General features: G+C 75.1%; 5 protein-coding genes. 4 read left to right on the forward strand and 1 reads right to left on the reverse strand.

Annotated features, from left to right (window positions below; all coding sequences use genetic code 11):
- Positions 1-29: 29 nt before the first annotated feature.
- On the forward strand, positions 30-2,846 hold the full coding sequence (locus BL253_RS00110) for a right-handed parallel beta-helix repeat-containing protein (protein WP_076812150.1): 2,817 nt from the start codon (positions 30-32) through the stop codon (positions 2,844-2,846).
- Positions 2,847-3,012: 166 nt separating this feature from the next.
- Positions 3,013-8,256 (forward strand): AAA domain-containing protein, encoded by a 5,244-nt coding sequence (locus BL253_RS00115; RefSeq protein ID WP_241834378.1) that lies wholly within the window; start codon positions 3,013-3,015, stop codon positions 8,254-8,256.
- Between the two features lie 17 nt (positions 8,257-8,273).
- Here BL253_RS00115 and BL253_RS00120 read toward each other — a convergent pair whose 3' ends face one another.
- Positions 8,274-10,064: an acetamidase/formamidase family protein gene (locus BL253_RS00120; RefSeq protein ID WP_076812153.1), complete on the reverse strand. Its 1,791-nt coding sequence runs from the start codon at positions 10,062-10,064 to the stop codon at positions 8,274-8,276.
- Between the two features lie 694 nt (positions 10,065-10,758).
- Here BL253_RS00120 and BL253_RS00130 point away from each other — a divergent pair.
- Positions 10,759-11,709 (forward strand): thiamine-phosphate kinase, encoded by a 951-nt coding sequence (locus BL253_RS00130; protein ID WP_076812158.1) that lies wholly within the window; start codon positions 10,759-10,761, stop codon positions 11,707-11,709.
- A gap of 709 nt (positions 11,710-12,418) precedes the next feature.
- A complete protein-coding gene (locus BL253_RS00135) occupies positions 12,419-16,198 on the forward strand; it encodes a multifunctional oxoglutarate decarboxylase/oxoglutarate dehydrogenase thiamine pyrophosphate-binding subunit/dihydrolipoyllysine-residue succinyltransferase subunit (RefSeq protein WP_076812160.1) in 3,780 nt (1,259 codons plus the stop codon).
- Positions 16,199-16,200 lie beyond the last annotated feature (2 nt).

The raw sequence follows: 16,200 nt of genomic DNA on the forward strand, positions 1-16,200 counted from the left end.
GGCCACGGGTCGCGCCCGGGGTCCCGGGGATGTTCGCGACGCTGAGCGAGGCGCTGCGCGCCGCCCGGCCCGGCCAGACGATCGTCGTCGCGGCCGGCACCTATCCCGAGGACCTCGTCGTCGACCGGGAGGTGACGATCATCGCCGAGGCCGGGCCGGGCACGGTCCGGATCGCTGGCGCACAGCCACTCGTCCTGCGCTCCGCCGCGACGCTGTCCGGCCTGACGGTCGTCGGCACGGACCCGGCGGCGCCGGCCGTGGTGATCGACACCGGCGCGCCGGCGCTCGTCGACTGCGGGATCACGGGCGGCCGGCTGGAGATCACCGGCGGCGCGGCGCCGACGCTACGGTCGTGCTGGCTGTCCGGCGCCCGGCTCGCCGCGGTGCACGCGACGGAGTCGAGCGCGCCGCGGCTGGACGACTGCGTGATCACCGGCGTCGACGGCACCGGCGTCACGGCCTCCCTCCAGGCCACGGCGACGCTGGCCGACTGCCGCGTGACCCATGCGAGCGGCTTCGGGCTGCGGGCCCGCAACCAGGCCACGGTCATCGCCGACCGGTGCGAGCTGATCGACGTCGGCCGCATCGGAGTGCTCATCGAGGAGAACGCCAGCGCTCGGCTGCGGGGCTGCACCGTGTTGCGCGCCGGGACCGAGGGCGTCCGGGTGACCGGCTCGGCGCCGCTCGCCGTACGCGGCGCGGCGGCCGCCTGGCCGGACATCACCGGGACCGGGACCGAGGCCGCCGAGCCCCAGGCCCGCGAGACCCAGACCCGCGAGACCAAGCCCGCCGACACCGGGGCCGACGGGGCGACGACGGGCGGAGTCATCCTGGCCGACTGCGACATCGTCGCGGCCGGCACCGACGGCCTGTTCGTCGACGGCGACGGCCAGGTGGCGCTGACCGACTGCCGGGTACGGGCCCCGGGCCGGGTGGGTGTGGTCGCCGCCGGGACCGCCGTCGCGACGCTCGAGGCCTGCGCGGTCCAGCGAGCCGGCACCTCCGGGCTGGTGGTGTGCGGCGACGCGACGCTGACGGCGCGGGACGGATGGGTGCATCGCTGCGCGGCGAACGGGGTGTTCGTCATCGACGACGCCACGGCGGTCCTGCGCGCGCTGACCGTCGAGGAGTCCGGGTACAGCGCCGTGCACGCGGGAGGCAGAGCCACGGTGACCCTCGCCGGGGCGCGGGTGCGGGCGCCCCAGGAGCATGGCGTGCACATCGCGGGGCGGGCGACGGCGCGCCTCGAGGGCGGCCGGATCACCGGCGCGAAGATGTCCGGGCTGCAGGCCGAGCAGGATGCCACGCTCACCGTCGAGGGCACCGAGTTCGGCGACAACGACATCGGCATCGCCGCCCTGTCGACGGCGCCGGCGGTGTACTCGGCCTGTGTCGTCACCGACAGCCGGGACGTCGGCATCCGCCTCGGCGCCGGCGCGGACGCGACGCTGACCGGTTGCCGGGTGGAACGTACCGGCACGGCCGGCGTCGTGCTCGGCGGGCGAGGCAGGGTGGAGCTCACGGACTGCGCGATCCACGACGCCACCGCCTCGGGCCTGGTCGTCTGGCACGGCGCGGTGCCGACCGTCGCGCGGCTGCGGGTGTCCCGGACCGGCAAGAACGGCGTGTTCGTCGGCGACGACGTGACCGGCACCTTCACCGACTGCGAGATCATCGCGGCCGGCTTCACCGCGCTGCACGTCGGCGCCCGGTCCACCCCGCGGCTGCTGGGCTGCCACATCCAGGACACCGACACGGATCTGGTCTGCGCCGAGGAGGCCGCGCCGGTGTTCGAACGCTGCCGGGTGACCCGGGTCGCCTCGAGCACCATCCCGGCGGCGGGCCTGGACAGCCCAGACAGGCCAGACAGGCCAGACGGGCCAGACGGGCCGGGCGGGCCGGGCGGGCCGGGCGGGCCAGGTGGGGCGACCGGGCCGGGTGGGCCGACCGGCACGCCGGCCACCGCGGCGGACCGGGCCGGTTCCACGGCGACCGGCGTGCCCGCCGCCGAGCCCGAGCAGGAGCCGGCGAGCCTCGAGGACCTGCTCGCCGAGCTCAACGGGCTGGTCGGTCTCAGCCGCGTCAAGCAGGACGTCGGAGCGCAGGTGAAACTCATGCAGACGGTCCGCCGGCGGCAGGAGGCCGGGCTCGCCGCTCCCCCGCTCAGCCGGCACCTGGTGTTCGCCGGCCACCCGGGTACCGGCAAGACCACCGTCGCCCGGCTCTACGGCCGGCTGCTGGCCACGCTGGGCATGCTGGAGCGTGGCCACCTGGTCGAGACCGACCGCTCCGACATGGTCGGCGAGTACGTCGGACACACGGCACCGAAGACCTCGGCGGTGTTCCACCGCGCGCTCGGTGGCGTGCTGTTCATCGACGAGGCCTACTCGCTGGTGCCGCCGGGTGTGGGCAACGACTTCGGCCAGGAGGCGATCGCCACCCTGGTGAAGCTGATGGAGGACCACCGGGACCGGCTCGTCGTCATCGTCGCGGGCTACCCGGACGAGATGACCCGGTTCATCGGCTCCAACCCGGGACTCGCCTCCCGGTTCTCCCGGACGATCACCTTCGACGACTACACCTCGGACGAGCTCACCAGCATCGTGGTCGCGCAGTGCCGGCAGCACGAGTACGAGCTGCCGGCGCCCACCCTGACGGCGCTGGGCGAGTACTTCGCGTCCATCCCTCGCGGCCGCGGTTTCGGCAACGGACGGATGGYCCGTCAGGTGTTCCAGCAGATGACCGAGAACCAGGCACAACGGGTCGCCGACCTGCTGGAACCCAGCACCGACGACCTGCTGCATCTCACCCCGGAGGACATTCCTTCGCCCGGCACCGGCCTCTGAGTCCGCCGCGCACGGACCGGGATGGTCCGCGTCGCGGCCCGGCCGCCGGGCCCCTGGCAGGGTTCCGTTGTCCTGGCCGAGGGGACACCGCTCGGGCGCGGGCGGCGCCCGGCGTGGCGCTGGGCCGGGTACGGCATTATCGAGAGAGCTACGCACGGAGGGGTGGATGACGGCGGCGTCGGGGGAGCAGGAGCGGTTCGCCACGCTCACCAACCGGTGCCACCGGCTGGTGCGGTTCCTGCATGAGGTCGCGCTGTCCCAGTCCGGCCAGGTGACAACGGTCGAGGACAACCCGCTGGTGGTGTGGCTCGCGCAGCTGCCGGGCGGCCTGTCACTGTTCGAGCACGCGACCGCGGGCGAGGTCGCGCTGGAGGCGCCGGCCGCCGCCGTGCTGCCCTCGCCGCCGCCGCTGCCGGACGCGCTGGCCGGCTGGGTGGTGCTGCCCGAGCCGGGCGACGTGCCGTCGGACTCGCCGCCGCTGCGCGAGACCAGCCTGCGCTCCCGCGCGGGCTGGCCGGACGGGATCCCGCTGCGGCCGGGCGGCCAGCCGGTGGTCGAGGGGCTCACGGAGCCGGTACGGCTCGTCGACCGTCCCGAGGTGCCACAGGCCTACCAGGACTGGCTGCCCACCTGGCAGATCTGGGCCGCCAGGGCGCGGGCCGACGCCGACCGGCGCGCTCTGCACGGCGTCCTGCACAGCGTGGCCGGCCGGCTCGCGCAGGAGGGCGACGGGCTGGAGCTGGTACTCGCCACCGGCCTGCTCTCCTGGCGCGCCCCCGACGGCCGGACGCTGCGCCGCCATCTGCTGACCACGAGGCTCGCCGTCGAGGTCGACCCGATCACCTCCGCCATCCGGCTGCGCGTGCCGGACGGCGTCGCCACCCGGCTCGAGGATGGCCTGCTGGACGGGCTGCCCGTCTTCCACGCCGAGCGCACGAACGCGCTGCACGAACGGCTGCGCGCCCGCCCGGCCGCGCCGCTCGGCGGCGAGGACGAGCGGTTGCTGCGCGACTGGCTGACGCTCGCGCTCGACGTCGGCCACGACGGCTACTCGGCCTCGTGGCCGCCGCCCGGCCCGCCGACCGACCGGCCGCGGGTCGACCTCGCCCCCGCGCTGGTGCTGCGCGCCCGCGGCAGCGCTGCGTTGCTCACCTACTACGAGCAGATGCTCGACGCGCTGCGCGGCGACGGCCGCCCTCCGCTCGGGCTCGTCCAGCTGGTGGAGACGCTGGAGGCCGACGAGCGGCTGGCCTGGCTCGCCGCCGAGGGCGCCGCCAGCCCCGTCCGTCTCTCCGACGACCCGCTGTTCCCGCTGCCGGCCAACCCGGAGCAGGCGCACGTCATGGAGCGGCTGCGTCACGACAGCGGCGTGATCGTCGAGGGCCCACCGGGCACGGGCAAGACGCACACCATCGCCAACCTGGTCTCGGCGCTGCTGGCCGAGGGGCAGCGAGTGCTGGTGACCAGCCAGAAGGCGCAGGCGTTGCGGGTGCTGCGCGACAAGCTCCCGGAGTCGCTGCGGCGGCTGTGCGTCTCGCTCACGGACACCGAGGGCATCGAGGCCTCCGACCTCGCGGCGAGCGTGAGCGCGCTCGCCGCGGAGAAGGCCGCCTACCATCCGGACGGCCAGGTCCGCCGGATCGACGAGGCCCGCGCTCGCCGCGACGCCGCGATCGCCCGCCGCGACGAGCTCGTGGCGGCCATTCAGGAGCTGCGCGCCGCCGAGGCCGTCGGCCACCCGGAGGGCGAGGTCGCCGCGGGCTGGTCGGGGACGCGCGGGACGATCGCCGCCCGGCTCCGCGGCGAGCGCGCCGAGCACGGCTGGCTCCCGCTCCCGGTCCCCCGCGGCCCCGCGGGCGAGCCGCCGCCCGCGCCGCTGACGGCCGACGAGGCCATCGAGCTCTGGGCGCTGCTGCGCGCCGGCACCGGGACGGCGCCGGGTGACGGGACGGAGGCCGGCAGCCGGCGCCCGGGCACGCCAGGCGCCGGCGCCCCAGGGGAGTTCACCGAGCCGGGCGGCGACGCGTTGGACGACGACATCGGCCTCGGCCCGGTGTCCCTGCCCGGCGTCCAGGCCGTCGAACGGCTGCTGGAGCGGGAGCGGGCCGCGGCGGCCGAGGCGGGCACCGCCTCCAGGGCCGCGTCCGGGTCGGCCCTCGGCGAGGTGGCCGCCGCGCTCGGCGTGCTCGACGCGGTCGGTCTCGACCGGCTCACCGCCGCTGTCGAGGCGGTCACCCGGGCGCTGGAGGAGGCGCGCCGGACCGCCCGGCGCGCGCCCTGGATTCCGCGCGCGCTCGACGACGCCCTCGCCGGCCGCGACGGCGCCGTGTGGGGGAAGGTCACCTCGGCGGCGCCGGCGCTCGCCGAGGCGACCGAGGCGCTCGGGACGCTCGGCCTGCACGCCGTCACGCTGCCGGCCGCCGCGGTCCTGGCACCGGCGGGCATCGGCGACCCCCTGGCGACGCCGGCGGCGCGCATGCTCGCCGCCGGCGAGGCGTTGCGCGGGCATCTGGACCATGGCGGCAACCTGCGCCGGATGTTCCGCTCCCGGGTCCAGAAGGACGCGGCCGACCTGCTCGCCGAGTCCACGGTCGACGGTCGCGCGCCCACCACGCCCGAGCTGCTGGACCTCGTACTCGCCCGGCTGCGCGCCGAGGTCGCGATCGACGCCGCCGCCAGGGCCTGGGCGCTCGCGGGTGTGAACGTCGGCTTCGGGCCCGGTGACGCGCGCGGGCGCGGCGAGACGGCCGGCTCACCCACCGAAGCCGGCGCTGGGGGCCTTCCCGGGCGGCCCGCGGGCCAGGGCGCGGCCGGTGGCTCGGCTGGCCCCACTGGCCCGGCTGGCGAGATCGTGGCTCCCGAGATTCGGCTCGCCCGGCTCACCGAGGCCCAGGACGCGCTGGGCGCCGTCGTCGCCGTCCTCACGGCCCGCGACCAGGTCCACTCCCTGCTCGCGTCGCTGGGTGCCGAGACTGGCGTGCACCTGGCCGGTCCCGGCCTCGGCAGCGGCCTGGTCGACCTGGGATCAGCCGACGCCTTGCGGGCGCTGGCCGGGGCGCTGGCACTCGCCCGGCTGCGGCTGGCCGCGGCCGGTGCCCGGGCGGAGATCGAGCGGCCGCGGGCCGAGGTCGAGGCCGCGGCGGACGGGAGCGGGTTCCCCGCCGAGCTGCGCCGGCTCGCGGGCGCGCTCGCGGCCCGCGATCTCGCCGGCTACCGCCTGGCGCGCGACGGGCTGCTGGCCGCGGTCGGCGCCCGGCGCGCGGCCGCCCGCCGCGAGGTCCTGCTCCGGCGGCTGACGGGCGCCCACCCGGCGCTGGCGGAACTGCTGCTCGCCCAGGCGGCCACCGGCACGGCCGGCCCGCGCGGCGCCCCCGTGCCCGCGGGCGACGACGAATGGCGTTGTCGGCTCGCGCGGTTCGAGGCCGCCTGGTCCTGGGGGCTGGCCGCCGGCTGGTTCGCGGCCTCCCGGACTGGCCAAGCCGATCAGGGAGGAACCCCGGGCGGGAGCGCCGCCAGGCGTGGCCCGGCGGGCGATGCCGGCCGGGCGTCCACCGCCGCCGCGCCTGACCTCGACGCCCAGCTCGACGCCGCCGAGGACGCGGTCGCCGCCACCACCGCCGAGCTCGCCGGCGCCAAGGCCTGGCGGCACTGCCTGGAGCGGATGGGCACCCGCGAGTCGGCCGCCCTGCGCGCGTACGCGGACGCGGTCGCCGCCGGCGGCCGGTTCGCCGGCCGGCACGCCGACCGCTACCGGCAGGCCGCCAGGGAGGCGATGGCGATCGCCCAGACGGCCGTGCCCGCCTGGGTCATGCCGATCGCCGAGGTGCTCGCCACGATCCCGGCTGTCCGCGACAGCTTCGACGTGGTGATCGTGGACGAGGGAAGCCAGGCCGGCCTGGACAGCCTGTTCCTCCTGTGGCTCGCGCCACGGGTGATCATCGTCGGCGACGACCGGCAGTGCGCCCCGGCGGCCGCGCCGGGCGACCTGGCGCACGCCGGTCTCACCGGCGCCGGCGGGGAGGGCCCCGCCACCGCCGACGACGATGGCCTGGACCCGATGTTCCGTCGCCTGGACGCCCTGCTGCCCGACCTGCCCGGTTGGCTGCGTGTCTCGTTCACCCCCCGGTCGAGCCTGTTCAGCCTGCTGCGGACCAGGTTCGGCGAGGTCATCCGCCTGCGCGAGCATTTCCGCTGCATGCCGGAGATCATCGAATGGTCGTCGGCGATGTTCTACCGGGACGCGCCGCTGGTCCCGCTGCGCCAGTTCGGCGCCGACCGGCTGCCCCCGTTGCGCGCCCGCTATGTGCCGCACGCCTACACGACCGGCGCGGGCGCCGCGCTGCGCAACCCGGCGGAGGCGGAGGCGCTGGTCTCCCAGGTGCTGAGCTGCGCGGCCGACCCCCGTTACGACGGGGCCTCGTTCGGCGTCGTCGTCCTGCAGGGCACCGGGCAGGCGGACCTCGTCCGCTCGCTGCTCGCCGCCCGGATGTCGGCCGCCGAGCAGCAGCGCCGCCGGCTGCGGGTCGGCACGCCCCCGGACTTCCAGGGCGACGAGCGCGACGTGGTGTTCCTGTCGATGGTGGTCACGCCGGACACGGCGACCCCGGCGCTGAGGCGGCAGGAGTACCAGCGGCGGTTCAACGTCGCGGCCTCGCGCGCCCGCGACCAGATGTGGCTGTTCCACTCCGTCGGCCTGGAGGACCTGCGGCCCGACGACCTGCGGCACAGCCACCTCGGCTACGTGCTGGCCCGTAGCCGCGCCCAGGAGGTCGACGCCGTCGAGCCGCCGCGGCCCGACCAGGTGTCCCCGGACATCCCGCATCCCCGCTTCGACTCGCTGTTCGAGCAGCGGGTCTTCCGCGAGCTCACCGCCGCGGGCTACCACGTGCTGCCGCAGGTCGAGGTGAACGGCCGGCGCATCGACCTGGTCGTCGCGGGCGGGCGGGCACGGCTCGCGGTCGAGTGCGACGGCGACGAGGTCGGCACGCCGGCCCAGGTCGCCCACGACTTCGCCCGGGAGCGCCAGCTGCGCCGCGCCGGCTGGCCGTTCTGGCGCGTCCGCCAGTCCGACTTCGAGAGTGACCCGGCGGCGGCGCTCGCCAGTCTGTGGCCGCGCCTGTCCGCCGCCGGCATCGGCCCGGCCGGCGGCCGGTCGGGAACGCCCGCGACGGGCCCCATCGGACGTGTGGCGACCGGGCCGGCCGGTGCCGAGCACGCGCCCGGCGCGCCCGCGCTCCGGGAGGCGGCGGGCGCCGCCGTCGACGAGACGAGGGACGGCGCGGACAGGTCGTCAAGCCCAGGCGGGACCGACCGGACAGCGGCCGTCCGCGCCGAGCCGGACGAGCTCGCCCGCCGGTGGTCCCCGATCACGCTGTCCGAGCTCGACGGCCTGGACGACGGCCCGGCCTAGGACGAGCCGGGAGCCGGTCAGCGGCCGGCGGTGGATGGGCTGTCGGGAGCCGGGCGGCCGGATGCCTTGCGGGCGCCGCGCGACGCCGGGTCGCGACCCGGCTGCCGGGCTCCGGCCGCGCGGGCCTCGTCGTGATCGTGTGACCTCTGGCCGGGTGGCGAGAGCGGGCGGGGCGAGGCGGTGACCTCCTGCCCGACCGGAACCGCCGGCAGGTCGTCGGTGTCGGTGTCGGTGTCCTCAGGCTCGGTCTGGTCGTTCGGGCTCGCGTTGGCGGGTTCCGAGCCGRCACCGCCGCCCCGGGGCCCGCGGGCGCCATGCCCGTCGACCGGCTGCCCATCGACCGCGGCGTGTCCATCAACCATGAGCCCATCGATCGTGTGTCCGCCGGCCGGTTGTCCGCCGGCCGTGGGCGTCCCCTGACCGTCGCCGTCCGCACCGTCGCCGTCCGCCTCCGCGAGGCTGGCATCGGCGGCCAGCGGGCGGCCGGTTCCCGGGCCCGTGGACGGGCGGCCACGGCCGCCGCCGTGACGACTGATGGTGTCGCGGGAGCCGCTGTCCGGGATCTCACCGTCGATCGTCGCGTCCAGCTCGATCCCGTCGTCGTCCTCGCTCGTGACCAGTCTGCCGAGCGCGGCGCGCGGCAGCCGCGGCCTGGGCGGCGTCTCGCTGAAGTCGGCCCGCCGCAGGCGGCAGTAGGCGGTGTGCACGCCGTTGACGACCTGGCTGATCCCGAAGTCCGCCGCCGCCGTCAGGTAGGCGAGCGCGGCCGCGCGCTCCAGTCCCAGCCGGCTGGAAAGGAACAGCACCGCCGAACGAGCGGCCCGCCGGACCGCCTCGGTGACGTCGACGTCCAGCCCCAGCGCCAGCCAGTTGGTCTCGGTCTCGACGAACGGCTCCCGCAGCGTCCCGAGCGCCGCCCGCGCGGCCGGCTCGCGCAGAGCGGTGAGCCGGAACGTCGCCCGCAGCGGTCCCTCCAGCGCGGTAAGCCCGATCTTGCCGTCTCCCGCCGCGTAGTGCGGGTCACCGACGGAGAAAAGCGCTCCGGGCACCTGCACCGGCAGATAGAGCTTGGCGCCGATCCCCAGCTCGCGGCAGTCCAGCGCGCCGCCGTGCAGTCCGACCGATGTGGACGGCACGGTGACCGCCCCGCCGTCGCCGTCCGTGCCGGACTCGGCGCCGGTATCCACGGCGACCGCCATGATTCCCATGAACGGCGTGAGCGGGAAGCGCACCCGCGCGCCGCCGGCCGTCGACGCGTCGAGCGCGCCGAAGAGCTTGCCGCGCCGCCGCTCGACCGCGCAGAAGCTGCTGACGGTCCGAAACCCGTGCCAGTGCCGGGAGTCGGCGTCGTCGTCCGGCGGCGGCCCCTCGGGAAACTCGCCGGCGAGCAGGCCCTGCCCGTGACGGTTGGAGATGAGGCCGTAGCGGGCCCTGGGCAGGAGCGAGACGACCTCGACCCGCAGCACGTCGCCGGGCTCGGCGCCGCGCACGTACACGGGGCCGGTGACGATGTGCGGGCCGTCGACGCCGAAGCGGTGGGGCATCCCGGACGCCGCGATCGCCCTGGCGTCCTCGAGGACCTCGGCCGTGGTGACGCCGTGCCGGCCGAAGAACGCGTCAGGGTCGCGGCCCTGGTCCTCCAGGATGCCCTCCTGGCTGACCGTGTCGACGGTGACGGTCGCGCCCGTGTCGACGGTCAGCACCGGCCTGGTGCGCGCCGTCGGCAGCTCCCCCCAATGGACCGTCTCCGGGGTGGACGGCAGGTAGTGCTTGCCCTCGACCTTTCCCTTCCCTGGCTGCAGTGCCACCGGCGCCCTACCGTCGCCTGGTCCCGGCCCGCCCGCCGGCGTCCGGCGGGGCGCCGGGCACCGGCCCGGGGTGCGTCCGCGGCCTCGGCCTCGAGGCATGCGCGGCCGGCACCGCCGGGCGATACGGGCGGCAGGGGATGACGAGCGGCACGGCCGTCAGAGTCCCAGCGGGATGTGACGGTCAGATGTCGGCGATGTTGCCATCGACGCATCCGTCGTGACCTTGCTGGCCGAACGCCGGGGTGCCGCCCGGACGGAACATCGGGAGCCGCCGGCCGCCGGCCGCCGGCCGCCGGCCGCCGGGAGGCCGACCGCGCGGCTGGCCGGGCCCGCGCGCGCCGGGCCGCTCGACCGCGCCGATAGCGGCCCGGGCACCGCGACGGCGTTTCACGACCGGATTCAGCCGCACCGGTCGATGCATTTCGCTCGGGTATCGCGCGGGAAGAAACGCCAGGAAAACAATGTCCCATGCCGCGAAAAACGGCGCTGTTCGTCATCCCCGGCAGGGACCGCTCTCACGCGCCGCCAAGCGGACGGCCCCCGCCATGAGCGTGTGGTCCGCGCACCCGTGGGCGACGTTTTCCCAAGGAACGCCGTATTCGGCGCGAGCGACGTACACGATCGGCGCATGACCGTCGGCGAGCCACGAGACTAGAGTGCCGGGCGTGCGCCCCTCCCCAGCCGTCCACTTCCGATGACGGGCGTCGTGGCCGATCTCGGCGAGTTCGGCCTGATCAGGGCGATCACCGCCCGGTTCCCCGGCGGCGGCGAGCTGTTGATCGGCCCGGGTGACGACGCAGCGCTGCTCGCCGCGCCGGACGGCCGAGTCGTGGCGACCACCGACCTGCTGCTCGAGGGCCGGCATTTCCGGCGCGACTACTCGTCCGGGTACGACGTCGGCCGCAAGGCGGCGGCGCAGAACCTCAGCGACGTGGTCGCGATGGGAGCCCGGCCGACGGGCCTGCTGCTCGGCCTGGCCGCGCCGGGCGACCTCCCGGTCGCCTGGGTGCTGCGGCTCGCCGACGGGCTGCGTGACGAGTGTGCCGAGGTCGGCGCCGTCATCGCCGGCGGCGACGTGAGCTCAGCGGACCGCGTGATCCTGGCCATCACCGCGCTGGGCGACCTGGGCGGTGCCGAACCCGTCCGGCGATCCGGGGCTCGCCCAGGTGACCGGGTCGTGCTCGCCGGGCGCCTGGGCTGGGCGCAGGCCGGCCTGGAACTGCTGGGCGTGGGCGCCGATGGCCCCACCGGGCTGCTCGACGCCCACCGCCGTCCCGAGCCGCCCTACGCCGCCGGCCGGGCGCTGGCGGCCGCGGGGGCGAGCGCGATGTGCGACGTCAGCGACGGCCTGCTGGCCGATGTCGGCCACATCGCCACCGCGTCGGGCGTCCGCGTCGAGCTGCGTTCGGCCGCCTTCGACATCGCCGAGCCGCTGCGCGCGGCCGCCGAGCGCCTCGCGGCCGACCCGCTGCGCTGGGTCCTCACCGGCGGCGACGACAACGCCTTCGTCGCCTGCCTCCCGCCGAGCTGCGCGCCGCCGGCCGGCACGCGCCTGATCGGCGAAATCACCGAGGGCTCAGGGGTCCTCGTCGACGGCACGCCGTACGAGGGCGCGCAGGGCTGGGACCACTACCGACACCCCTAAAAGCAAGATCGCGCCCCGACTGGGACGCGATCTTGAAGAAAAGCACCGGCCCGCCAGGTCGCCTCACGGGGCAAGGTCGCACGTGGCGACAATTTTTAGGTCCGGGGGCCATGATGCGGACCGGTACAGCCATGCTAACGACGCAGGCCACGGGACTGTTCCCAACGCCGGACGACGGGCCGCGAGCGCGTCCCGCCCGCTCCCTCGAACGCCACCAGCGCGAGCCCGCGCGGATCGAGGCCACATTCGGCGGAGGCCACCCGCGACACCCAGGTCATCTCGTCGCCGTCGCTCGCCGTCGATGGCGAGCGACGACGACCGCCCCCGCCGGCCGGCCGGCGGGGAGAGAGGCGGATGGAGGGGCCTGATGCCGGGAAACTCACATCGGCCGCACTCCGCAACCGATGGGTAGTCGGTCAATCACGGTGGGCAACAGCGAGCGCTCTCGGCGGGCGGTACAGCCGGAACGCCGCGGCACTGATGCCGCGACGGATGCCTCAGGGCAGTCCCGCGACCACGCCTCGCCACCGTCCGTCGCCCCGCCAGCGGGCGCCGCCAGCGCCAACGGCGTCGTACTCATTTGCCGCAATGGGTCGCGCCAGGGACCTTCGGCCCGGCGAGTAGCCTAGACAGGCGGTAGCGGAAGGGCCTTTCGAAGACCCCTTTCGACAGAAGTGAAGTCTCCACCTGGATAGAGGCGATTGGCCCCGTGACAGCACCGACGGTACCCGCGTCAGGCCCTGACTTCGGAACCAACGAGTGGCTGGTGTTCGAGATCTACCAGCAGTACCTCGCGGATCCGGACAGCGTGTCACCCGAATGGCGTGAGTTCCTCTCCGACTATCACCCGAGCGCACCCACCGCGACCGACAACACGGATCCGGAGAGCGCTCGCGCGGTCGTCGCCACCACGCCAGCCGAGCCACAGAGCCCCGCCGCCCAGGCGCCCGCGGCCCCGGCCGCCGCCACGCCGCCCGCGCCCGCCCCGGTCGCGGCCCCCGCCGCCCCGCCGGCGCCCGTGGCGCCCCCGGCCCCCGCGCCCGCCGCGAAGACGGCGCCGGCGCCCAGCACGCCGCGGGCCGCCCCCACGAGCCCCTCCGGTTCCGCCGATCGGGCAGGAGCAGGAGCTCAGACGACGCTGCGGGGCGCCGCGGCGCGGGTCGTCACCAACATGGAGACGTCGCTGCACGTGCCGACGGCGACCTCGGTGCGCGTCGTGCCGGCCAAGTTGATGATCGACAACAGGATCGTCATCAACCGCCATCTGGCCCGCTCCCGCGGCGGCAAGATCTCCTTCACCCATCTCATCGGCTTCGCGATGGTGAAGGCGCTCGTCGACTTCCCCGAGATGAACAACTCCTTCGCGGTGGTCGACGGCAAGCCGGCGCTGGTCACGCCGGCGCACGTCAACCTGGGCCTCGCCATCGACCTGGTCACCTCGAAGGGCCGTCAGCTCGTCGTCGCCGCGGTCAAGGAGGCCGAGGCGATGGACTTCGCCCAGTTCTGGGCCGCGTACGAGGACATCGTGCGCCGCGCCCGGGCGGGCAAGCTCACCACCGACGACTTCACCGGCGTCACGATCAGCCTGACGAACCCGGGCGGTCTCGGCACCGTGCACTCGGTGCCGCGCCTGATGGAGGGCCAGGGCACGATCATCGGCGTCGGCTCGATGGAGTACCCGGCCGAGTTCGCCGGCGCGTCCACCGAGACGCTCGCCCGCATGGCCATCTCCAAGGTGACCACGCTGACCAGCACGTACGACCACCGGATCATCCAGGGCGCCCAGTCGGGCGAGTACCTGCGCCGGGTCCACCAGCTGCTGCTCGGCGAGGACGAGTTCTACGACGAGATCTTCCGCTCCCTGCGGGTCCCGTACGAGCCGGTCCGCTGGGTCACCGACATCCCGACCAGCCACGAGGGCGACCTCGACCACAGCGCCCGGGTGCAGGAGCTGATCCACGCCTACCGCGTGCGCGGMCACCTGATGGCGGACACGAACCCGCTCGAGTTCACCATCCGCAGCCACCCGGACCTGGACATCCGCAGCCACGGCCTGTCGCTGTGGGACCTCGACCGGGAGTTCCCGGTCGCCGGGTTCGCCGGCCACCGGACGATGACGCTGCGCGACGTGCTCGGGGTGCTGCGCGACTCGTACTGCCGCCGGGTCGGCATCGAGTACATGCACATCCAGGAGCCGGACGAGCGCCAGTGGATCCAGGCCCGGGTCGAGCGCTCCGCGGAGCGGCCGGACCCGGCCGAGCAGCTGCACGTGCTCGAGCGGCTCGGCGCCGCGGAGGCGTTCGAGTCCTTCCTACAGACCAAGTACGTCGGCCAGCGCCGGTTCTCGCTGGAGGGCGCCGAGTCGGCGATCCCGCTGCTCGACGAGGTCCTGTCGCGGGCGGCGAGCACGGGCATGGACGAGGTCGTCATCGGCATGGCGCACCGCGGCCGGCTGAACGTGCTGGCGAACATCGTCGGCAAGTCCTACCGGCAGATCTTCGCCGAGTTCGAGGGCCACCTCGACCCGCGGACCGCGCACGGCTCCGGCGACGTGAAGTACCACCTGGGCGCCGAGGGCGTCTACAGCGGCCCGGACGGCAGGAAGGTGCCGGTCTCCGTGGTCGCAAACCCGTCGCACCTGGAGGCGGTCGACCCGGTCCTCGAGGGCGTCGCGCGCGCCAAGCAGGACATCCTGGACAAGGGGCCGGAGGGCTTCACCGTCCTGCCCGTGCTGATCCATGGCGACGCGGCGTTCGCCGGCCAGGGYGTGGTCGCCGAGACGCTGAACCTCTCGCAGCTGCGCGGCTACCGCACCGGCGGGACCGTGCACCTGGTCATCAACAACCAGGTCGGCTTCACCACCTCGCCGACCTCGGGCCGCTCGTCGGTGTACGCCACCGACGTCGCCCGGATGGTGCAGGCGCCGATCTTCCACGTCAACGGCGACGACCCGGAGGCCTGCGTCCGGGTGGCGACGCTGGCGTTCGCCTACCGGCAGGCGTTCCACAAGGACGTCGTGATCGACATGATCTGCTACCGGCGGCGCGGTCACAACGAGATGGACGAGCCGTCGTTCACCCAGCCGCTGATGTACGACGAGATCGCGGCGAAGCGCTCCGTGCGCAAGCTCTACACCGAGGCGCTCATCGGCCGCGGGGACATCACCCGCGACCAGGCCGAGGAGGCGATGAAGAGCTACCGCCTGGAGCTCGAGAAGGCGTTCGCCGAGACCCGCGACGCCACCGGCGACCGGCCGACCCCCCAGCCCCGCATCGTCACCACGGCGGAGGACGCGGCCGCCGCCGCGGCCGTCAGCACCGCGGTGCCGCTGGAGGTCGTCAAGCAGGTCATCGACACGCAGGTGAACCTGCCGGCCGACTTCGCCATCCACCCCCGGCTGCGCCCGCAGCTGGAGCGCCGCGCGCAGATGGTCGAGACCGGCGCGATCGACTGGGCGTGCGCCGAGACGATCGCGCTGGGCAGCCTGCTGCTCGACGGCCGCTCGATCCGGCTCACCGGCCAGGACAGCCGGCGTGGCACCTTCGGCCAGCGCCACGCCGTGCTCGTCGACCGCTTCACCGGCGAGGACCACACCCCGCTGCGCACCCTGCGCCGCTCCGACGGCGGCCCGGTCGGCACGTACTACGTCCACGACTCGCTGCTGTCCGAGTACGCGGCGATGGGCTTCGAGTACGGCTACTCGGTCGCGCGCCTCGACATGCTCGTCCTCTGGGAGGCGCAGTTCGGCGACTTCGCCAACGGCGCCCAGTCGATCATCGACGAGTTCCTGTCGGCCGGCGAGGCCAAGTGGGGCCAGCGCACCGCGCTGACGCTCCTGCTGCCGCACGGCTACGAGGGCCAGGGTCCGGACCACTCGTCCGCCCACATCGAGCGGTTCCTGTCCCTGTGCGCCGACGAGAACATGACCGTGGCGTATCCCTCGTCGGCCGCGAGCTACTTCCACCTGCTGCGCCGCCAGACGCTCTCGCCGGTGCGCCGCCCGCTGGTGGTGTTCACGCCGAAGTCGATGCTGCGGCTGAAGGCCGCGGCGTCGACCGTGCAGGAGCTGACCTCGGGCTCGTGGCGGCCGGTGATCGACGACGCGACGGTCACCGACCCGGCGGCCGTGCGCCGGGTGCTGCTGTCGGCCGGCAAGGTGCACTGGGACCTCGCCGACGCGCGGAACAAGCGGGACGACAAGGGCCAGTTCGCGCTGCTGCGGGTCGAGCAGCTCTACCCGACCCCGGGCGCGGAGGTCGCCGAGGCGCTGCGCCGTTACCCGAACGCKACCGACATCGTCTGGGTCCAGGAGGAGCCGGCGAACCAGGGCGCCTACCCGCACATGGGCCTGCACCTGCCGGAGTTCCTGCCGGCCGGCCTGCGGCTGCGCCGGGTCTCGCGCAAGGCCTCGGCCGCCCCCGCCTCGGGCTCGTCCAAGGTCCACGAGAAGGAGCAGCGCGCCCTCATCGAGGCCGCCTTCGCGACCTGAGG

It is taken from the genome of Pseudofrankia asymbiotica, assembly GCF_001983105.1.
Taxonomy (GTDB): Bacteria; Actinomycetota; Actinomycetes; order Frankiales; family Frankiaceae; genus Pseudofrankia; species Pseudofrankia asymbiotica.

Coding starts and splice junctions, on each gene's coding strand:
- BL253_RS00115 (WP_241834378.1), top strand. CDS start 3,013: ATGACGGCGGCGTCGGGGGAGCAGGAGCGGTTCGCCACGCTCACCAAC.
- BL253_RS00130 (WP_076812158.1), top strand. CDS start 10,759: ATGACGGGCGTCGTGGCCGATCTCGGCGAGTTCGGCCTGATCAGGGCG.